The sequence below is a fragment of the Arthrobacter sp. NPDC055585 genome (genome assembly GCF_053619115.1).
The window spans coordinates 280694-298976 of record NZ_JBSHIT010000004.1 but is presented as its reverse complement, the minus strand read 5'-3'; the positions used below and the strand labels follow the sequence as shown (position 1 = coordinate 298976).

Genomic DNA, 18283 nt, shown 5'->3' with positions numbered 1-18283 from the left:
CCGCTACCGCAGCAGAATATCCACAGCCCGCGAGCCACCAGACCCCACCGGAACCCGCTCCAGCGTGCCCGACCGGTTGGCGGCGTCGTCGCGCAGGATCTCGGTGACCGAACCCAGGAACCGGGACAGGTCCACCTTGTCCTCCGGGGCGGCGAGCAGCAGCTGGAAGCCGAACTCGTGCAGCGCGTTGATGGACGCTTCGGCGAAGGAGAGGGACGACTTCACGAAGGCCTCATCCATCATCACGGTGCCGTAGGTGCTGAAGCCCTGGGACACAATGCCCAGCTGGTACGCCAGCGCCGACGCCATGATGAACGCGGTAAAGCGCTGCCCTTCACCGCCGGACATCAGCGACGCCTGCAGGTTGGTGAACGACTGCCCGTTCGCGAGCTTGTTGGTGCAGGTGATGGTCACGTGCGCGCGGACGTCCAGGACCTCGGCCCGCCAGCGGCGCTCCTGCGGGTCCTTCAGCTTCTCCACCAGGCCCTCGAGCGCGGCGTACCGGGCGTCCATGTCCGCCTTGTCCTGCCGCACGCCCATCATCGGCAGCGCGTTCTTCAGTTCGGTGCGGAACTTGTGCGCGTCGTCCGGAACGGTGGTCTTGACCTCGATCTCCAGGTGGCTGTCCACGTGGTACGGCACGCGCCGCAGCACGGAGTTCAGCGGCAGCAGGCGCGCGGAGATGCTGCGGCGTTCCTCGTCGAGCAGCTGCAGCAGGTCGCTGAAACGCTCGTAGGTGCGGTTGTTGAAGTATTCGCGGAACTCCGCCTCGTGCTGCGGCAGGCCCTCGGTGACAATGTCCTCGTACCGGCGCACGTACTCCTCGGCCGAGTCCACGCCCGTGCCGAAATCCGAACCCCACTTCTCGCTGTAGGTCTCGAACGTGCGCTCCAGCCGGGTGCGGGTCTCCAGCAGCGTCTTATCCAGCCGCGCAGCCTCGGTGAGCAGGTTCCGCTCCACCTGCCCGGCGGCGTCGTTCAGGTGCACGACGTCGGTGATCTCACCGAAGGGGGCGAACAGCTCATCGAGCTGCGCACGCAGGTCCTCGGCGAGGGCATCCGGGCCGCGGGATGCCAGGGCATCGCGGCGTTCGGTGGCAGCGGCCAGCTCGGCCTCGAGCCGGGCCAGGTCGCCCTTGAGCACGCCGATCTTCTCGGTCGCGGCGGTGAGGTCCAGCTCGGCAGTGTCCAGTTCGAAGCGGATCTGTTCCAGGTCCGCGTTGGCGTCGCGCGCGGATTCAAGGCGCTCGACGGCGGCAGTCAGAGCGGCGCGGTGCTCCTCGGCGCTGATGTCCTCGAATTCGCGGGTGTCTGCGGCGACCTTGCGGACGGCGGCGAGCCGGCGGATCAGGTCGTCCTGCTCGGAGGCGTGCTTGCGGGAGACGACGTCGGCCTCTTCGAAGCTGGCGCGCAGGGCCAGCAGCTCACCGGCGAGGGCGGCGATCTTGTCCTTGTTGTCGAAGCCCAGGACGTTGTCCGAGGCCTTGGTGTGCCGGTCGTCCTTCTCCGTGGTGGAGGAGTTGCGCTTCACGGCACCGCCTCGACTGACGCCGCGGGAAACCCTGGCGAGCTCGTCCGGGTTCTCGACGCACTCGAAGTCGTAGTGCGCGGTGATCTTGCGGGCCACCCAGTCGCCCATGGCGGAGTCGTAGGTGCTGAGCTTGGTGATCAGGTCCCGCGGTCCCGGTTCGGACGGGCCGTCCACGGGAATGCTCACGTCGATGCAGCGCAGGAAGCCGCGGAGGTTGGTTTCGCTGAGGTAGCGGGTGACGGCGGCCATGTGCTCGCCGGGAACCAGCAGGGCGGTGGAGAGCGGGCGCAGCACGCGTTCGGCGGCGGCACGCCATTGGGCGTGTTCGGCCGGGACGTCGATCAGTTCGCCGGCGAAGGGCATCTCCGCTTCGTCGATGCCGGTGGCTTCGCAGATTCGGGCGCGCTGTTCCAGGCTTTCCGGGCGGATGTTGCTGCGCCGGCGGCGGAAGGACGCGATCTCGGTTTCAAGCTTCGCGATGGAACCCTTCAGGGCCCAGGCCTCGCCGTGGGCGTCGGAGCTGCGCTCCCGGGCGGCGTCGACGTCGGCGTTCAGCGTCTTGATCAGTTCATGGGCGCGGCTGCGGGCGGTGACCAGCCCGGCGAGGGAGAGGTCTGTGTCGATGCCGGCGGCGCGCAGGTCGGCGCGGAACGCGTTCTCCACGGTTTCACGGGAAACCAGCTGTGCCTGCGCGGCGGCGACTTCGCGTTCCAGGGTGGCGATCGCGCCGCCGCCCTCCTGCGTGTAGCGGGCGGTGAGCTCGGCGACCTGCTTCTTCAGCTTGGTGCGCTGCTTCTCCGCGGCCTTCAGTGCCTCGCGGCCGGTGCCGGCGGCGGAGGTGAGGCGGTCGACGTCGCGTTCGTGGCTGGCCAGCGCCAGACGGCGGCGGTAGGCGGGCAGGCCGTCAGTGCTCAGGGCGCGGACCCGGTCCAGTTCGGCCTTCGTGGTGAGGAACAGGCGGTGCTGGTCCGGGACGTTGGCCAGGTGGTCGCGCTGCTGGCGGGCGCGTTCGAGCTGGCGGCGGATGCTGCGCAGGTGGCTGAAGTCCTCCACAGCCTCGTCGGCGGCGGTGAGGGTCTTGGGGGTGTCCAGGACGTGGTTGCGGAAGAAGTCGTTGACCGTCCCGCCCAGGCCCTTGCCGGTCTGCAGGATGCGCAGCAGGCCGAACGCCTTCTCGTCCTCCACACCCAGGGCGGTGCGGTACCGCTCGGCGAAGAGTTTGTGCGAATCGAAGATCTGCGCGCCCGGGAGCAGGGATTCAAGGGCACCCTTGGTGAACCGGCCGCGCATGCCGGTTTCCAGGGCGGTGATGTCCAGTGGACGGTTGTGCACGGCGTAGAACCGGCCAACGTGGTGTTCGGTGCCGGTCGCCGGCAGGTCCATGAGTACGGAGAGGCTGGTGATCTGTCCCAGGCCGTTGTCGAAGGTGAGGCAGACGGCGGACCAGGTGGCGCCGGGCCGCTGGTAGGCGGTGCCGTCGCCGGCGTCCATGCCCTGGGTGCCGAGCCGGCCGCGCATGTAGGAGAACGCGGTGCGCTTTTCCTCGGCGGCAGTGCCGCCGTTGTTCTGCGCGGCTTCGTTCATCTTGGGCCGGGCGTCCATGACCTGCAGGATCGCGTCGAAAATGGTTGACTTGCCGACGCCGGAGTCACCGGTGAGCAGTGTGCCGGCACGGTCCACGTGGATGGTGTGCGCGCCGTCGAAGGTTCCCCAGTTCACGATCTGGATCCGGGAGAGCCGGTTCTGGCCGGGGTTGATCAGGTCCCCCATGGGAAGGGTGGTTTCGATGCTCATGCCGGCTCCTCGCCGTCGTGCTCTGTTTCAGTGACCGCGTCTTCGGCGGGCGCTTCGTCAGCCGTGTCCGGTTCCGCCGGGGCCTCGGTCAGCGAGTTCATGTAGGTGATGATGTCGCCGATGTGCTCGTACGGCAGGGCCAGCGGCAGTGCGTTGGAGATGACCCAGACGTCGTCCAGTTCGGTGGGCAGCAGCAGGCGGCGTTCGGTGACGAGCTTGCGGATGGCGGCGTCGGCCAGGTCTTCCACGCCCTTGGCGTCGTGCGCCTGCGGATCCACGTACTGCTCGAGCACGTCAATAATGTCCTGCCGGGCAATCGTGGCCTCGTTGCCGGTGCCCGAGTGGCGGTCCAGGACCAGGCGCATGCGCAGCAGCAGCAGGGTTTCCTCGCGGGTCATTTCGCGCTGGCGCTGCAGGGCGGTGGTGTGCGGTTCGGCCATCTCCACCGGGCGCAGCAGGGCGACCTTGTGGTCCTCGTCCACGACCAGTTCCAGGAACAGTTCGCTCAGGCGTACGCGCAGCTGTTCCTGGTTATCCACCACGGTGTTGTACACGTTGTCGGAAGAGTTGGCGTCCAGATACGGGCCGCGCAGCAGCCGGATGAGGGCCTGGCGCAGCTTCAGCGGCAGGGTGCCGGTGTCGCCGGGGAACAGTTCCGGGCCGTCGATCAGGACGTCGCGGGCGGGCTGTGTGGCTTCATCGAAGGGGTAGCCCTCGTCCAGCTCGTCGTACTCTGCGGATTCGGCGGTGGGGTTTTCGGTCATGACTGGCTTTCGGCGACGGTGAGGACGGGCAGCACTGCGGTGCGGGAACTGCCGTCGATCTGGAGGAAGGGGATGGACTCGCTAGCCGCCGTCGTTGTTTCCGTGCCCTGGGTGGGGTCGGCGGAGGCTAGGAGCGCGCGGATGCTGTTGAGGTGGCGGTGTTCGGCGGGCAGCTCGGCGAAGATTTCCGCGACGGTGGCGCGGCCGCGGCGGCTGCCGGCCCGGGTGATCGCGTCACGCAGCACGCGGCGGTCGGCCTTGGGTGTGCGGGCGGCGCGGTGGATGTCCGCTTCAGTGAACGACGGCGGTTCGGGCAGCTTCCGCGGTGCGGCGTGCTCGGCGGGGTCGTAGCTGCGGACCATGCTGAGCGATTCGAACGCGGACGCGTAGAGCCTGGGTGCCGGCACGACGGCGGCGCGGCGGCGTCCGCGCGGTGCCTTGTGGATGGCGGTTTCGGCGGCGCGGATGAGTTTGCGCAGCTGGACCGATTCCCGGTACTCGTCGCTCTGGACGTAGGTGTGCAGGGATTCGGAGAGCCGGCCGTAGATTCGCTGGATTTCGGCGGCCTGCTCGCGCATGTCGCTGATCATCCGGTACAGCGCCTGCCGGTCGCCGGGTGTCATGGCGTCGGCGAAGTCGCGTTCCAGGACCTGCGCGATGGCGTGCCGGAAGCGGCCCTGTTGGTCGGCGTCGTTCAGGAACGCGGTGAAGCCCTCATAGGTGCGGCCTTCGCTGGTGCTGCGCAGCCGTTTGTCCGCTTCAAGGATTTCGCCCATGGTCAGGCCCTTGGAAGCCTGAGATTCGACCATTTCCTGGCGCAGGGTGTGCAGCATCTTTTCGAGGCCGTCGCGCATGCGCTTGAAGTCGGCGGGCAGGGCGGCGGCGAGGTCCAGGATGTCGCGGGCGGCTTCGACGGCGGTGTCATCGTCCAGGGGAGGGGGAGCGTCGCCGGCGCGCAGGGACCGGATGAGGTCTTCGCGGCGGGCGATCTCTTCTTCGAGAACGGCGATGCGTGCTTCGGGGTCCGGGTTGGATTCGTGCGCCAGGGTTTCCACGCTGGAGAGTAGGGTGTTCAACCGGGAGGAGTTCAGGCTGGTGGTGTCGCCGGTGAAGCCGTCCAGGTAGGAGAGGAACCGGACGGCGGGTTCGGTGAGTTCGTAGACGAAGCGTCCGTCGGCGCGGGGGCGGGCCAGGAAGCGGCGTGCCACCCAGTCATCGGCGTAGTTCTTGCCGGTCCAGTCTTCGCGCAGGCTCTGTCCGTTGAGCTTGAGCTGCTGCAGGAACGCGTCGGTGAGGCTGTGGAATTCGTCCAGGGGGATGCGCGGGCGGGTGCGTGTGAAGGCCTCGCGGAACAGGGCAAGGACCCAGGGGTTCGCGTTGGTGAGTTTCCAGCCGGGCGAGGCCTGTAGCCGCTGCAGCTCCGCCCAGCGGGCTACGGCGTTTTCTGTGAAGGACATGCTGCGCTTTCCGCCCGGAACGAAGGGGTAAAACGGGCCTGTCTGATTTTAGCTGAGTGGAGGATGCCGAATTGGCGAGGGCGCCGCGCACGGGGTCGGTCAGCCGCTGCAGACGACAGGGGCTGGTCCCGCGTTGCCTCACATGTCCGGAGTCTTAGGCCACGGGTTAGGTGACTGAATCGTTACCAAAGTTTTCTGAGATCTTACAGAAGAACCCTTTTGCCGGTGGTGACTTTCGGGTACGTTCGAGAAAAGCAAAGGGGTTATCAACTTAATCCCGGTGGCAAGTCACGGAGATTCCTTTTGTCCAGCTGTTACTCGAAAGAGAATCCAACATAGACAAAGGCTGAACTATTCTCAGTGCCGCCACGATTCGGACATGCCCGGAAGGGGAGAACGATGAAATCAAAGCACCTCGTTACCGGAGCCGCGCTCTCTGTGCTGCTCCTGACTGCATGTATGTCTGGTGGTAGCCAGGCAATGGAGGAAATCGATAAAGCGGCTTTCGAGAATCCGGAGGCGGGCACCGTCCCTGCGGATTCGCTCGCCGGGACAAAGATGACGTTTGTATCTTGGGGCGGAGATTTTCAGAACGGCCAGCAGCAGGCGTTCGGCGATCCTTTCGGCGAGGAATCAGGGGCTGAAATTCTCTATGACGGACCCACGGATACAGCAAAACTCCGGGCCCAAGTGGAGTCAGGAAACGTTTCTTGGGATGTCGTCAACGGGAATCCAACATATGGAACGGCCTACTGTGACGAGCTATATGAACCTCTGGACCTCTCCTTGATTGATACGTCTCTTATCCCGGACGGCATGGCACAGGGCGAATGCTTCCTTCCATCCCTGGCGTACGTGTACGGATTCTTCTACAACGCGGAAAAGTACGGCGACAATCCTCCGACTTCCTGGGAAGACTTCTTCGATACTGAACGATTCCCCGGTACACGTGCTGTTGACGGCCGGGCTGTGCCGACGGCAGGGACTTTGGAAGCTGCCTTGTTGGCGGACGGTGTTGCTGAGGACGAGTTGTACCCGCTGGACATCGACAGAGCACTCACGAAGTGGAGCACAATCAAGGATTCCCTGGCATATTGGACGTCCGGGGCCCAGCAAACCCAAATGGCCCAAGCAGGTAGTGCGGACATGGTCTTTGGCTGGAGCGGACGGCTGTTCGAAGCGAATCAGAACGGTACCAACTTTGTGCCGGTCTGGAATCAGTCATTTATTACCAGCGACAGCTTTTCGATCGTGAAGGGAACTAAGAATCCCGTAGCGGCTCACAGCTTCATCAACTACGCTCTCGGCGCCCAACAGCAAGCCACGATGGCCGAGTTGACCAGCTACTCTCCCGCCAACATTGATGCGGAACCTCAGTTTTCATCCGAGGCACAGGACTTCAACGTAACGAGTCCGGAGGTTCTAGATGTCACTATCCCCCAGAACCCGGCGTATTGGGGGGAAAACCTGGACCCCATCGTCTCTGCTTGGGAAGCGTGGCTTAACTCATGACAGTCCTCTTGGAAACGCCGTCGGATGCTGCGCCCAAGGGCAGGCGAACATCGAGGCGCCCTAAGGTGGCTGTCCGGAACAGCGGACTGATGCTCCCAGCTGTTGCATTGGTTCTCATCGTTTTCGTTACCCCCGTCTGCTATGTGGTAGCGCAGAGCTTTTCTGATCCTTCACTGGGGCTTCAGAACTATCAGTGGCTGTTTAGTACAGGGCGCAATCTGGAGGTCATTCTTCGGACCTTGGGAGTGGCACTGGCAGCGACGTTTATTTGTGCGCTTCTCGGTTACCCATACGCCTATGTGATGAGCATGTCTGGGCCGCGTATGCGCGGGATCCTGACTGCTTTAGTTATCCTGCCATTTTGGACGTCCATGATGGTGCGGACCTTTGCGTGGGTGATCATCCTGCAAGATAACGGTTTACTCAATTCACTATTGGGGGTCGTTGGCCTGCCTGGCCAGAGTCTTTTGGGAACAACATGGGCTGTGCTGATCGGAATGTGTCAGGTGCTCATGCCGTTCATGGTGCTACCGATGGCATCTACGATGCAGTCCATTGATCAGAAGCTGCCGCTGGCCGCGCAGGTCATGGGAGCATCCCCTGCGCGAGGTTTCTGGACTGTATACTTCCCACTTTCTCTTCCCGGGGTGCTGGCGGGGGGACTGATGGTATTCATCCTGTCCCTCGGTTTTTACGTCACGCCGGCTATTCTCGGTTCGCCGCGTGACCAGCTGCTTCCGAACGCCCTCTATACCCAGATTCTTGAACTGCTGAACTGGGGACAGGGCGGGGCGCTGGCAGTAGCGCTGCTCGTCATCGTCGCAGGCATTCTGTTGTGCGTAGCCGCGCTGGGCCGGGGTTTCAAGGTCAAAGTTGCAGACTTGGGCGGAGCGAAACTATGAAGTGGAAAACTCGTATTCCTCTATACGCCGTCACGGCCCTTGTCGCAGTATGGCTGGTAGCGCCCACGCTGGTTGTCATCCCGCTGTCGTTCACCGAACAGCGTTCTCTGGCCTTCCCTCCGAAAGGTTTTTCCCTCCGCTGGTATGAGAACTTCTTCACCAGCTCCGGATGGTTGGGCGGGCTCCTCAACAGCCTTCAGATTGGACTGGTTGTGGCCGTGGTTGCCACTGTACTGGGGACAGCCGCAGCCTATGCACTATCCAAGACTGCAGGCTTCCGTAAGATGGCCGCGCGCAACCTAATCCTTGTGCCCATGCTGGTGCCCAATGTCATCTTCGCCGTCGGCCTCTATGCGTTGTTCCTTCAGGTCAATCTGGTGGGTACATTCTGGGGTTTCCTGCTCGCGCATACTGCGCTTGCTCTTCCGTTCGTGGTTATCAATGTGACGGCGTCCCTGGCGAGTTATGATCCTCAGCTTGAAAGAGCCGCATGGGTCTGCGGGGCGAGTAAAATGGGCGCGTTTCTTACTGTCACGCTCCCGTCGATAAAGTCCGGTGTTCTTTCTGGATTCCTATTCGCCTTCATTACCTCGTTCGATGAAGTCATCGTGTCACTTTTCATCTCCAATCCCTTCCTTCAGACTCTGCCCGTTCGGATGTTCAGCAGTCTGCAACGAGAAGTGGATCCAACAATAGCCGCGGCAGCGACCGTGATCATGGTCATCACAACGATTGCAGCAGCACTTGGCATATCGGCCTCAAGTCGAAAGAAGAGCAATGCCTGATAACAAACCAAATGCGGAAGTCCGTTTAGATCGAGTGACAAAGAAATTCGGCGAATTCACGGCTGTTGATAATGCAACCGTAACGATACCTGCCGGGGAATTCGTTACGCTTCTGGGGCCAAGTGGCAGTGGGAAAACAACAACACTCAACATGATCGCAGGCTTTGAGACCCCCACAAGTGGGGATATAACTCTGGATGGGCGGCCGCTTAACGACGTTCCGGTTAGTAAGCGCAAAATCGGGATGGTCTTCCAAGGCTATGCACTGTTTCCGCACATGACCGTCGGGGACAATATCGCGTATCCACTGAAGAGGCGGAAGTGCTCAAAGGAGAAGACCAAAGAACGAGTCGCTGAGGTCCTGGACCTGGTAGGTTTGTCCTCTTTCAGCAACCGGATGCCAGCCCAGCTTTCGGGCGGCCAGCGACAGCGAGTCGCGCTGGCACGAGCTGTCGCATACGAACCCCCCGTCCTTCTCATGGACGAACCATTGAGTGCGCTGGACAAGGCGCTAAGGGAGCATCTCCAGCAGGAGATTAAAGCGATACACCGAAACCTGGGCACCACGGTTGTTTACGTGACACACGACCAGGACGAGGCCCTGGCGCTGTCTGATCAGGTCGTCGTCTTCAATGACGGAGCCATCCAGCAGGTGGGCAGTCCCCAAGACCTTTACGCAAACCCGGCGAACTCTTTCGTCGCAGGATTCCTCGGAGAGTCTCTTCGCCTTAAAACTGACGGCTCAGATGGCCGGCTGTATCTTCAGGGTGCTGAGCTGCCCTATGCATGTCCGCCGGATGCCGGCGCTGCGGAACTTATGGTGCGCCCGGAACAGATCTCGGCGACGGCTGGACGGCCGCCGGCAGCTGCAACCTCCGGCTCCGGCCGCACATCGGTGGAGGCAGTCGTACAAGACGCAACATATATCGGGCACGCAGTGCGCTACAAGGTGGATGTGCCCGGTGCGGGTGGCGGAGTAGTGCGCCAGCCCGTTGGTGCCGGTCCAAGCTTTCATCCCGGCGAAACCGTGACCCTCTCTTGGGCGACTGACGACGGTCGCATTCTTCTCCCCTGACTGAACGGAACATGAGCATGCACACTGGCAACGGGTCCTTCTGGCTGGCTTCGACCCCTGACCCACGTTCTCCGCGCCCCAGCCTCAACGGAGACGAAACATCTTCTGTGGCCATAGTTGGTGCCGGATACACCGGCCTTTGGGCCGCGTATTGGATCAAAAAACAAAATCCCGCTCTCTCGGTCCTAGTCATTGATAAGAACAAAGTTGGCTACGGGGCATCTGGCCGTAACGGAGGCTGGATTAGCGGAAAAACAGTTGGGCTTAGAAAAAATCTCGGCAAGTACGGCAGCGCTGAAGATGTCCTCTTTATGGAACGGGCCTGTCATCAAGCAGTAGGTGATATCGCCGATTTCATTGAAAAGGAAGACATCGATTCGGGTCTGCGAAGAGGGGGGTGGATGCAGATCGCACGGACTGAAAGCGAGATGGCCCGGCTGGCCCACCATGCGGAAGCTGACTACGCAGCTGGCTTGACACAGGACGATGTTCGTCTGCTGGACGCCCGGGAAACTGTGAACAAGGTGAACGCGCCCGGTCTGGTTGGTTCCCTGTTCAGCCCGTATTCTGCTCGCATTAACCCCGCACGCCTCGCCTTTGGACTCGCTCGTATATGTGAGGATATGGGTGTCAAGATCTATGAGGATACGGCTGCGGAAATCGTCAGCAGAAACTCAGTTAACACTTCGCGGGGGGTCATTACAGCGGAAACCGTCGTTCTGGCGACGGAGGGTTTTACCTGCCGCTTCCCGGAACGTCGCCGGGATATCCTGCCAATGCTTTCTTCAATGGTGGTCACACGACCGCTGGCTGAAAGTGAATGGGAGAAGATCGGCTGGGACGACTACGTATGCATGAGCGGGGCCGACCACGTCTACTTTTATTCCCAGCGCACTGAGGACGGTCGAATTGCTATCGGCGGACGAGGCAAACCTTACCGGTGGGGTTCGGCCATGGATGATGACGGCCGGTTGAATGTGCGGACCCAGACGCAGCTGATGGAGATTCTGGGTAACCTCTTCCCAGCTGTCTCTTTCGAATTCGAGCATGCCTGGTGTGGTGTACTTGGCGTCACCCGAGACTGGTCTCCTTTCATATCAAGGGATAATTCCTCGGGGGTTATAGAAGCGGGTGGTTACGCCGGACAAGGCGTAACTGCGGCGTATGTCGCCGGGAAGACCATCGCCGACCTAGTCTCGGGAGCAGACACGGAGCTGACCAGGAGCGTTTGGGTGCGTGATCGTCCCCGGAAATGGGAACCCGAGCCCTTGCGGTGGATCGGTTCCCATGCTGTTCAGAAGCTCTATCAGACGGCTGATGTCATTGAGAGGCGCCGGGGCGGACCTAAGACATCCGTCGTGGCGGCGTTCGCGAACAGAGTTTCTGGAAGAGTCTGATAAGTCCCCGCCCGGCTGGATCGTCGGGCGGGGTCTTTGGATCTCTCTGGCTGGCAGACCCGACCACGTAATAGCAGTATCCATCAGGAAGAGAGCCGGTAGCACGCATGGCAGGTGAACCCTACGGTGAGACGAGTGAAGCGATCGGTGCCCGCTTGCGACGCCGCCGCAAGGCCAAGCGCATGACTTTACGTCAGGTAGCCGAAGAAGCCGGCTTGGCGGAGGGCTTCCTGTCTCAGCTTGAACGGGGTGTTCACTCAGGGAGCGTGCGGACCCTGCAAAAGATCTGCAAGGTCCTGGGCCTCACTGTTGGGGAACTTTTCGATGTTGCATGGGATGAGACTCCCGGGGTGACTCGGTTCGTGGACGCTCGTGGATTTTCGTTCGGAATCGATGCGCGGAAGGCTCGGCTCACACCAAAATCATTCGACCATCTCGAGGTTTTTATCGGGTTATTCGAGCCGAATGGGTCAACGGGTGTCGAGCCGTATTCGCATGGCGACTCGGAAGAGCTTTTGCTGGTAATAAATGGCGAGGTAGAGGTGACAATTGGAGATGTTACTCACCAGCTGGGTCCCCTTGACTCGCTGCCCTATTCAAGTCGCCAGACCCACAGGCTGGTAGAAGCTGTCGGCCGGCCAGCAACAGTTTTGTGGGCCATCTCTCCACCTAGCTACTAGCACATCAAGAGGGGTTCAGCCGCGGGTCCCAGGTCGGGTCCGGATACATCTCCGGACAGCCGTACGTGGCGGCGTCGGGAAGGTATTCGAAATGCCAGGGTTCGTTGGCATACGTCTGGCAGAGCCCGTACCAGGCACCGTTGAAGGACAGCCACTCAATCGCGGCCTCCGGCCCGACGTCGACGGCGGCCCCGTTCACATGGGCAGATGTTTCGGCGGTGGCCACCCAGCGGGCAGCCTCGGCCTCCGACCCGTGCTGGGCGACCGCATCCTGCAGCAGCCGGTCCTGATACTCCACGGACCGCCAGCCGCTGGTGATAACGACGGCGATGCCGGCGGCCTCGGCGTCCGCCGCCGCGGTGCGGAGCGCTCCGAGCAGCGCCGTGTCGAGTTTGGTCACCGCAGAATGCGTGTTGTCGGAGGCTGAGACGTATCCCGAGATGACGCCGTCGTTCGCAGGGCCGCCCAGGGTGCCGCTGGCTGCGTGGTGCCCGAGCGGCAGCTCACCGGGCCGGGCCGTGAACCCCGGGGGAGGGCCGAAGGTGAGCAGGTACGCGCTGATGAGCGCCGTGATGAGAGCCAAGACTGCAACGCTCTGAAGATGCTGGGTGCGGCGTTCCCGAGTGTCGAGTGAGAGTGAGAGGGCCATGCCGTCCACTCAAGCCGGCGAGATGTTGCAGGGGCGTATGGGGTTTTTGATACGCGGAGGATATGTGCCGTCTCGTAGGATCGGGCCTATGCATGTGCTGATTGTCGAGGACGAACCCCTGCTGGCGGAAGCGGTGCGTGACGGGCTGCGGCTTGAAGCCATCGCGGCGGACATTGCAGGCGACGGGCACACCGCTCTGGGGCTTCTCAGCGTCAATTCCTATGACGTGGCGATCCTGGACCGCGACATTCCCGGTCCGAACGGGGACGAGATCGCCAACCGGATAGTCGGCTCCGGCAGCGGCCTCCCGATCCTGATGCTCACCGCAGCCGACCGGATCGACGACAAGGCCGCCGGCTTCGAACTCGGCGCCGATGATTACCTCACCAAACCCTTCGAATTCCGCGAACTCGTGCTGCGCCTCCGGGCCCTGTACCGCCGTCGGGCCCATACGCGGCCTCCGGTCAGCGAGATCGCCGGACTCCGGCTGGACCCTTTCCGCCGGGAAGTCTTCCGCGACGGCCGCTACGTGGCACTCACCCGGAAGCAGTTCGCCGTGCTGGAAATCCTGGTGGCGGCCAACGGGGGAGTGGTCAGCGCCGAGGAACTGCTGGCGAAGGCCTGGGATGAGAACGCGGACCCCTTCACCAACGCCGTGCGCATCACGATTTCCGCGCTGCGCAAGCGGCTGGGTGAGCCCGTCATTATCGAGACCGTTCCCGGCGTCGGCTATCGGATTGCTGCGGTGGCGGACGCCGACGGGACGGGTGCGCATGCATAGGAGACGTGGACTGAGCGTCCGGATGAAGCTCACGCTCAGCTATGCCGCCGTCATCATGCTGACCGGCGCTCTGCTCCTCGCCGTGGTGTGGGTTTTCCTGCTGCGCTATGTGCCTGCGGAAGGGATCTTTGTTCCCTACGAGCCCTATTACGACGGGGAGAGGAACCTGTATCCGACCTGGATACCCGGGCAAAACGATCTCTGGGAAGCCTTCGCGCCCCGGGCAGCTCAGGCGCTGGGGGTCCTGCTGATCCTCGGCCTGGCTGGCGGATGGCTCCTCGCCGGCCGGATGCTGACCCCGCTCAGAAAGATCCAGGCAGCCACGCACACCGCCATGGACGGCACGCTGTCCCACCGCGTCGCACTGAAGGGACGGCGGGACGAGTTTCGTGACCTCGCGGACAGCTTCGACGAGATGCTGGAACGGCTGGAGGCTCACGTGGCCGAACAGCGGCGCTTCGCGGCCAACGCCTCGCACGAGCTGCGCACACCGCTGGCCATTTCGCAGACCCTCCTGGAAGTCGGCCGGAATGACCCGGACCGGAACGTGGACGATCTCCTGGACCGGCTCCACTCCGTCAACGTCCGCGCCATCGACCTCACTGAGGCTTTGCTGATGCTCAGCCGCGCGGACCAGAAGTCCTTCACCAGCGAACCGGTGGACCTGTCCCTGCTCCTGGACGAAGCAGCTGAAACTCTGCTGCCCCTCGCGGAAAAACGCCGGGTCAGTGTTCGCACCTACGGCGGTGTGGCCGGCGTCGTGGGCTCCCGAGCACTCCTGCTCCAGCTGACAACCAACCTCCTGCACAACGCGATCATCCACAACCTGCCCGAGGACGGTCTGGTGTGGGCGAGGACCGAAGCGGTCCCCGGGAGCGTCGAGCTCATCGTGGAGAACACCGGCGAGAAACTGGTGCCGGAACTGGTCCCAACGCTTACCGAACCGTTCCAGCGCGGCACGGACCGGGTGCGCTCGGATCACGCAGGCGCCGGCCTGGGACTGGCCATCGTTCGGAGCATCGTCCAGGCCCACGACGGAACCCTCACCGTCTCGGCACGGCCCGACGGCGGCCTGCGGGTCTCCGCCGTTCTGCCCGCCGGGGTGGGCGGTTAGCCCGTTCCCTGTCCTGGGCCGCGGGGGACGGTTAGCGTGGAAAGCATGACGGACATCAAGATCACCGAACATCCCGAGCAGGCGACGGCGGCCGTCCGCGCACAGGTGCCGATGGCCGAACTGGCAGACTTCTTCTCACACGCATTCACGGACATCATGGCGGTCCTGGAGTCACAGGGCGTGCAGCCGGTGGGCCCGCCGTTCGGCAAGTACTACGGGTAGCCCGGATCCGTGGTCGACGTCGAAGCGGGCTTTCCCGTCGCCGGTGTCATCGAGCCTGCCGGGAAGGTGGTACCGGGGAACCTCCCGGCCGGCAGGATCGTCGAAGCGACGCACGTTGGGTCCTTCGACACGCTGGCAAACACCTACGCGGATATTGAGAGCTTCTTCTCCGAAAACAAGCTCAAACCCAGCGTTGTCATGTGGGAGAACTACGTGGCCGATCCGGGAACCGAGCAAAGCCCCGACCACGCCCGGACCCAGATCTGCTGGCCGGTCGAATAATTCCAGGATCCTGCCTCGTGCCGGCTAGGAGCGGGTGCCCCGGCGCTGCGGGCGAAGGAGCATAACAGCCGTTCCCAGCACAGCAGTGAGGATACCCAGCACTGCGGCGAGCCAGAGCTGCCCTGGTCCGGGTGACCCGAAAAGCGCCGGAACGCTCAGGACGAGGGCTGCGGCTGCCAGCGACATCGCGAGCAGCAAACTGATGAAGACCCAGCTCGATTTGTTATGCATCGTTGTTTTCTCCTGACCGGTGGCGGCTGTCCGGCCACCCTAGACGCCGGACGGGCGGACCTCAAACGGTGCTTCCCCCCCCCCGGCCAATCCGTTTCGGGAGGTGTCGGTGTCGTTTAGGGGAGCGGCTCGTCAACCTTGTACCGGTACTCGTGCCGGAGGCGCTTCACGAAAAGCTCTCCGACGTAGATGGAAAGCCCGGCCCCGGCAGCGCATGCAACGGCGCCGGTGATGCTCCACCCTGTGGGGGCGCGCAGCAGCAGGATCCCAATACCAGTGAGGAGTATTGCCAGCGCCCAGGATTGGCGCCGCCACCAGCGGGTTCCACGCCGCACAGTTGGATGATTCCTCGGGTCCATGCAGCTGGATAAAACACGAAGACGCAGCGGCGGAACAGTGTGCGCAACGGAACCGTGCCGCGGGCCCGCCGGCTAGCTGCAATACTCCACAGATGACCGTTTCCTTCGCTTGCACTACACGGACCACTATGCCCAAGACCGAGCTGTTCGATCGTGCACGGAGCATAGATGCCCATAAGGACTCGATGGCACGGTCCCGCGAAGAGGCGGTCGCAGGTGTGACTACGAGCCTTATTTCCCTGGGCGAGGAGGTCACCTGGCAGGCCTGGCACTTTGGCTTCCCGCTCAGGATGACGAGCCGCATCACCGGCATGGAAGCCCCCGACTTCTTCGTCGATGAGCAGGTCAAAGAACCGTTCAAGCGGTTCCGCCATGTCCATGAGTTCAGCGAGGAACCGTCGGGCACCGTCATGGTAGACCGCGTCGAGTTCGAGGCACCCTTCGGGCCGCTCGGCCAACTGGTCGAGAAACTGGTGCTGGCCCGCTACCTGCGGAACCTCATAGAAACCCGGAACAGGTTCCTCGTCATGGACTCAGCTCAAGGCCCAACTCCGGGCGGATAGATATCCCCTCGGTGCGGGCTGACGTCGGGCAGTCTGCGCCATCAGGGCCTAGGCACTCGGCTATTGCCGAAAGTTGATTGTCCGCGGTGCGCTTAGAAAAGCGGCCAGGGAACGGCAGGCATCCCGCCGCTCGGGCCGGGGAACACCGCCGTCATGCGCAGCCGCACACAGCGCGCGGCAAGCGCCTCGATCTCCTCGGCGGTCAGCAGCTCAGCCAGCTTCTCGCCAAGCTCACCCTCCAAAGCAGTGAGAACCCGGTCAATTCCTTCAAGTTCCTCGTCGGTCAGCTTCTCGCCGATCCATCCCCAGAGCACGGTCCGCAGCTTGTGCTCGGCGTGGAGGGTAACCCCGTGGTCCACCCCGTACCGGTGCCCGCCGGGCATGGCCAGGACGTGATTGCCTTTGCGGTCCGCATTGTTGACGACGACGTCGAACACCGCCATCCGCCGCAGCGCCGCAGTGTCCTCGTGAAGGAGGGCGACGATCTGCCCTTTCTGGTCCTCGCCCTCGAGCACGAGCTTGAACCCGGACTCCGGCACCTCATCAAGAGGCACCAGATCCACCGCGTCCTGCTCCGGATCGGCGTCCTGCCAGAGCTGGACCATGCCTTCGCCGAGCGGCCCGTCCCGCAGCCAGGTGCGCGGCACAACGTTCCAACCCAAGGCTTCGGACACCAGATACGCGGCGACTTCGCGGTGGGCCAGGCAGCCGTCGGGGAAATCCCACAGCGGCTTCTCTCCCGCAATGGGTTTATACACAACCGCCGCGTCGCCGATGCTGCCCAGGAACGTGGCGTTCGACGCCGTCGTAATCCGCCCGGTGAGTGTCAGCTCATCGGTGAGCAGGTCAGGCTCCGGCATTAGTTTTCGGGGAGGGCGCAGGTGTGGCCGTCGTCGTCGATTGGCTGGCCGCAGATCACGCAGATCGGACGCCCGGCGCCCACCACTTCCCGCGTGCGCTTCGCGAAGGCCCGGGCAGTGCCCACCGGCATCCGCACCCGCAGCACCTCGGCGGCGTCGGCATCGTCGTCGTCACCTTCCTCGAGGAGGCCGTCGTCGTTCTCATCGACTTCCTCGATGGGGTAGGCCTCGATGACCACCTGAGCGGTGGTGGGGTCCCAGCCCAGGCTCATGACCCCGGCGCGGAACTGTTCCTCCACAGTGTCCAGATCGTCGTTGTCCACGAGTTCCAGGGGAGTGTTCGCGGGAACGTGGAAGGGGTTGCCGTCGATGGTCATCAGCTGGTCGAGGATCTCATCGATCTTTTCCGCCAGCTGGTCCGCCTGCAGCTTTTCCATCGCGATGCTGATGAGCTGCTTGCCTGCCCGCGCCTGCAGGTAGAACGTGCGCTGACCGGGGACGCCGACGGTGCCGACTACTACGCGGTCCGGCCAGTCGAAATCATGAACGGTTGTAGGCATAGGACTACTCTAGGCTCCTTGCGCGGGCGGCGCTGCGTGTCCCGCGCCGCCGCCCACCGGAGCATCATCCGGGGCGTGGACGGCAGCAAGCCAGGACAGGTCCCCGGCATCGGTATTGGTGGCATGCACGGTAGGGCGCCCCGGGCCGTAGCGCACGATCGACAGCGACGCCGGCCCGACGTCGATCCGCTGGAACATGTCCAGATGCATGCCGAGCGCGTCGGCCAGGACCGACTTGATGATGTCCCCGTGGCTCACCGCAGCCCAGACTGCGCCAGGTCCGTGCTCGGCCTCGAACGCCGCATCGTGGCGACGGACCGCGGCAACCGAACGGGCCTGCATCGCGGCCATGGACTCACCGCCCGGGAACGTGACGGCCGACGGCTGCGACTGCACCACCTTCCACAGGTCCTCCTTCGCCAGGTCCGTCAGGGTCTGCCCCTGCCACTGGCCGTAATCACACTCGGTGAGATCGTCGTCGACCGGCGCGTGCGGAGCGGCTTTCTGGCGGTCCAGGATGAACTGCGCGGTCTGCCGGCAGCGTTCGAGTGGGCTGGACACCACGCCCACCAGGGGCACGACGGCAAGGCGGTCACCAGCCGCTGCCGCCTGTTCCCGGCCGGTGTCGTCGAGGCTGACGCCGGGGGTGCGGCCGGCCAGCAGGCCGGAGGCATTCGCTGTGGTGCGGCCATGCCGCACGAGGATTACTGTCGCCATGCCCCCAGCCTAGTTGCCCTGTCCGGCCGGCTTGCCCGACGGCGGCGCG

General features: G+C 63.4%; 20 protein-coding genes. 11 read left to right on the top strand and 9 right to left on the bottom strand.

Going from position 1 to position 18283, the window contains the following annotated elements:
* Window positions 1-3: 3 nt before the first annotated feature.
* From ACWGQ2_RS09505 to ACWGQ2_RS09495, 3 genes are read right to left on the bottom strand one after another with little or no spacing between them, the layout of a single operon-like run.
* Window positions 4-3324, bottom strand: coding sequence for an ATP-binding protein (locus ACWGQ2_RS09505; RefSeq protein WP_452016601.1), 3321 nt, complete (start codon window positions 3322-3324; stop codon window positions 4-6).
* The gene (locus tag ACWGQ2_RS09500) at window positions 3321-4088 is read right to left on the bottom strand and encodes a DUF4194 domain-containing protein (protein ID WP_452016599.1); all 768 of its coding nucleotides are present in this window, start codon (window positions 4086-4088) and stop codon (window positions 3321-3323) included. Before ACWGQ2_RS09500 ends, ACWGQ2_RS09505 begins: the two co-directional genes overlap by 4 nt.
* On the bottom strand, window positions 4085-5545 hold the full coding sequence (locus ACWGQ2_RS09495) for a DUF3375 domain-containing protein (RefSeq protein WP_452016597.1): 1461 nt from the start codon (window positions 5543-5545) through the stop codon (window positions 4085-4087). The genes ACWGQ2_RS09500 and ACWGQ2_RS09495 overlap by 4 nt, the downstream gene beginning before the upstream one ends.
* Before the next feature lie 399 nt (window positions 5546-5944).
* Here ACWGQ2_RS09495 and ACWGQ2_RS09490 point away from each other — a divergent pair, with 399 nt between their 5' ends.
* The 6 genes from ACWGQ2_RS09490 (at window position 5945) to ACWGQ2_RS09465 (ending at window position 11896) form a co-directional block, all read left to right on the top strand.
* Window positions 5945-7057 carry an ABC transporter substrate-binding protein gene (locus tag ACWGQ2_RS09490; RefSeq protein WP_452016596.1) on the top strand — a complete coding sequence of 371 codons (1113 nt, stop codon included), beginning with the start codon at window positions 5945-5947 and terminating at the stop codon, window positions 7055-7057.
* A gap of 65 nt (window positions 7058-7122) precedes the next feature.
* Window positions 7123-7959 carry an ABC transporter permease gene (locus tag ACWGQ2_RS09485; protein WP_452016594.1) on the top strand — a complete coding sequence of 279 codons (837 nt, stop codon included), beginning with the start codon at window positions 7123-7125 and terminating at the stop codon, window positions 7957-7959.
* Window positions 7956-8744 carry an ABC transporter permease gene (locus ACWGQ2_RS09480; RefSeq protein ID WP_452016592.1) on the top strand — a complete coding sequence of 263 codons (789 nt, stop codon included), beginning with the start codon at window positions 7956-7958 and terminating at the stop codon, window positions 8742-8744. The genes ACWGQ2_RS09485 and ACWGQ2_RS09480 overlap by 4 nt, the downstream gene beginning before the upstream one ends.
* Complete coding sequence (locus tag ACWGQ2_RS09475) at window positions 8737-9819, top strand: ABC transporter ATP-binding protein (RefSeq protein ID WP_452016590.1); 1083 nt, start codon at window positions 8737-8739, stop codon at window positions 9817-9819. Before ACWGQ2_RS09480 ends, ACWGQ2_RS09475 begins: the two co-directional genes overlap by 8 nt.
* A gap of 107 nt (window positions 9820-9926) precedes the next feature.
* Window positions 9927-11216, top strand: coding sequence for an NAD(P)/FAD-dependent oxidoreductase (locus ACWGQ2_RS09470; protein WP_452016588.1), 1290 nt, complete (start codon window positions 9927-9929; stop codon window positions 11214-11216).
* 107 nt (window positions 11217-11323) lie between these two features.
* Window positions 11324-11896, top strand: coding sequence for a helix-turn-helix domain-containing protein (locus tag ACWGQ2_RS09465; protein WP_452016586.1), 573 nt, complete (start codon window positions 11324-11326; stop codon window positions 11894-11896).
* 4 nt (window positions 11897-11900) lie between these two features.
* Here ACWGQ2_RS09465 and ACWGQ2_RS09460 read toward each other — a convergent pair whose 3' ends face one another.
* Window positions 11901-12545: a M15 family metallopeptidase gene (locus ACWGQ2_RS09460; RefSeq protein WP_452016584.1), complete on the bottom strand. Its 645-nt coding sequence runs from the start codon at window positions 12543-12545 to the stop codon at window positions 11901-11903.
* Between the two features lie 88 nt (window positions 12546-12633).
* Here ACWGQ2_RS09460 and ACWGQ2_RS09455 point away from each other — a divergent pair, with 88 nt between their 5' ends.
* Genes ACWGQ2_RS09455 through ACWGQ2_RS09440 form a run of 4 tightly spaced genes read left to right on the top strand, consistent with a single transcriptional unit; the run spans window position 12634 to window position 14944 of the window.
* Window positions 12634-13326 (top strand): response regulator transcription factor, encoded by a 693-nt coding sequence (locus tag ACWGQ2_RS09455; RefSeq protein WP_452016582.1) that lies wholly within the window; start codon window positions 12634-12636, stop codon window positions 13324-13326.
* Window positions 13319-14440, top strand: coding sequence for a sensor histidine kinase (locus ACWGQ2_RS09450; RefSeq protein ID WP_452016580.1), 1122 nt, complete (start codon window positions 13319-13321; stop codon window positions 14438-14440). Before ACWGQ2_RS09455 ends, ACWGQ2_RS09450 begins: the two co-directional genes overlap by 8 nt.
* Window positions 14441-14485: 45 nt before the next feature.
* Window positions 14486-14662 carry a hypothetical protein gene (locus tag ACWGQ2_RS09445; RefSeq protein WP_452016578.1) on the top strand — a complete coding sequence of 59 codons (177 nt, stop codon included), beginning with the start codon at window positions 14486-14488 and terminating at the stop codon, window positions 14660-14662.
* Between the two features lie 9 nt (window positions 14663-14671).
* Window positions 14672-14944 (top strand): GyrI-like domain-containing protein, encoded by a 273-nt coding sequence (locus tag ACWGQ2_RS09440; RefSeq protein WP_452016576.1) that lies wholly within the window; start codon window positions 14672-14674, stop codon window positions 14942-14944.
* A 24-nt stretch (window positions 14945-14968) separates the two neighbouring features.
* Here the strand turns inward: ACWGQ2_RS09440 and ACWGQ2_RS09435 are convergent, their stop codons facing one another.
* Both ACWGQ2_RS09435 and ACWGQ2_RS09430 read right to left on the bottom strand, forming a co-directional pair.
* Window positions 14969-15175 (bottom strand): hypothetical protein, encoded by a 207-nt coding sequence (locus ACWGQ2_RS09435; protein ID WP_452016574.1) that lies wholly within the window; start codon window positions 15173-15175, stop codon window positions 14969-14971.
* 116 nt (window positions 15176-15291) lie between these two features.
* The gene (locus tag ACWGQ2_RS09430; RefSeq protein ID WP_452016572.1) at window positions 15292-15510 is read right to left on the bottom strand and encodes a hypothetical protein; all 219 of its coding nucleotides are present in this window, start codon (window positions 15508-15510) and stop codon (window positions 15292-15294) included.
* 116 nt (window positions 15511-15626) lie between these two features.
* Here ACWGQ2_RS09430 and ACWGQ2_RS09425 point away from each other — a divergent pair, with 116 nt between their 5' ends.
* Complete coding sequence (locus ACWGQ2_RS09425) at window positions 15627-16097, top strand: SRPBCC family protein (protein WP_452016570.1); 471 nt, start codon at window positions 15627-15629, stop codon at window positions 16095-16097.
* 92 nt (window positions 16098-16189) lie between these two features.
* On the opposite strand, the gene ACWGQ2_RS09420 is transcribed toward ACWGQ2_RS09425, so the two are convergent.
* From ACWGQ2_RS09420 to ACWGQ2_RS09410, 3 genes are read right to left on the bottom strand one after another with little or no spacing between them, the layout of a single operon-like run.
* Window positions 16190-16957 carry an SCO1664 family protein gene (locus ACWGQ2_RS09420; RefSeq protein ID WP_452016568.1) on the bottom strand — a complete coding sequence of 256 codons (768 nt, stop codon included), beginning with the start codon at window positions 16955-16957 and terminating at the stop codon, window positions 16190-16192.
* Window positions 16957-17517 carry a DUF3090 family protein gene (locus ACWGQ2_RS09415; protein WP_452016566.1) on the bottom strand — a complete coding sequence of 187 codons (561 nt, stop codon included), beginning with the start codon at window positions 17515-17517 and terminating at the stop codon, window positions 16957-16959. The genes ACWGQ2_RS09420 and ACWGQ2_RS09415 overlap by 1 nt, the downstream gene beginning before the upstream one ends.
* Before the next feature lie 9 nt (window positions 17518-17526).
* Window positions 17527-18234 (bottom strand): histidine phosphatase family protein, encoded by a 708-nt coding sequence (locus ACWGQ2_RS09410; protein ID WP_452016564.1) that lies wholly within the window; start codon window positions 18232-18234, stop codon window positions 17527-17529.
* Window positions 18235-18283: the final 49 nt, after the last annotated feature.

Excerpts from the sequence above, each read along its gene's own strand:
- ACWGQ2_RS09505 (WP_452016601.1), bottom strand. The coding sequence starts at position 3,324 with ATGAGCATCGAAACCACCCTTCCCATGGGGGACCTGATCAACCCCGGC.
- ACWGQ2_RS09500 (WP_452016599.1), bottom strand. The coding sequence starts at position 4,088 with ATGACCGAAAACCCCACCGCCGAATCCGCAGAGTACGACGAGCTGGAC.
- ACWGQ2_RS09495 (WP_452016597.1), bottom strand. The coding sequence starts at position 5,545 with ATGTCCTTCACAGAAAACGCCGTAGCCCGCTGGGCGGAGCTGCAGCGG.
- ACWGQ2_RS09490 (WP_452016596.1), top strand. The coding sequence starts at position 5,945 with ATGAAATCAAAGCACCTCGTTACCGGAGCCGCGCTCTCTGTGCTGCTC.
- ACWGQ2_RS09480 (WP_452016592.1), top strand. The coding sequence starts at position 7,956 with ATGAAGTGGAAAACTCGTATTCCTCTATACGCCGTCACGGCCCTTGTC.
- ACWGQ2_RS09475 (WP_452016590.1), top strand. The coding sequence starts at position 8,737 with ATGCCTGATAACAAACCAAATGCGGAAGTCCGTTTAGATCGAGTGACA.
- ACWGQ2_RS09465 (WP_452016586.1), top strand. The coding sequence starts at position 11,324 with ATGGCAGGTGAACCCTACGGTGAGACGAGTGAAGCGATCGGTGCCCGC.
- ACWGQ2_RS09460 (WP_452016584.1), bottom strand. The coding sequence starts at position 12,545 with ATGGCCCTCTCACTCTCACTCGACACTCGGGAACGCCGCACCCAGCAT.
- ACWGQ2_RS09455 (WP_452016582.1), top strand. The coding sequence starts at position 12,634 with ATGCATGTGCTGATTGTCGAGGACGAACCCCTGCTGGCGGAAGCGGTG.
- ACWGQ2_RS09450 (WP_452016580.1), top strand. The coding sequence starts at position 13,319 with ATGCATAGGAGACGTGGACTGAGCGTCCGGATGAAGCTCACGCTCAGC.
- ACWGQ2_RS09445 (WP_452016578.1), top strand. The coding sequence starts at position 14,486 with ATGACGGACATCAAGATCACCGAACATCCCGAGCAGGCGACGGCGGCC.
- ACWGQ2_RS09435 (WP_452016574.1), bottom strand. The coding sequence starts at position 15,175 with ATGCATAACAAATCGAGCTGGGTCTTCATCAGTTTGCTGCTCGCGATG.
- ACWGQ2_RS09425 (WP_452016570.1), top strand. The coding sequence starts at position 15,627 with ATGACCGTTTCCTTCGCTTGCACTACACGGACCACTATGCCCAAGACC.
- ACWGQ2_RS09420 (WP_452016568.1), bottom strand. The coding sequence starts at position 16,957 with ATGCCGGAGCCTGACCTGCTCACCGATGAGCTGACACTCACCGGGCGG.
- ACWGQ2_RS09415 (WP_452016566.1), bottom strand. The coding sequence starts at position 17,517 with ATGCCTACAACCGTTCATGATTTCGACTGGCCGGACCGCGTAGTAGTC.
- ACWGQ2_RS09410 (WP_452016564.1), bottom strand. The coding sequence starts at position 18,234 with ATGGCGACAGTAATCCTCGTGCGGCATGGCCGCACCACAGCGAATGCC.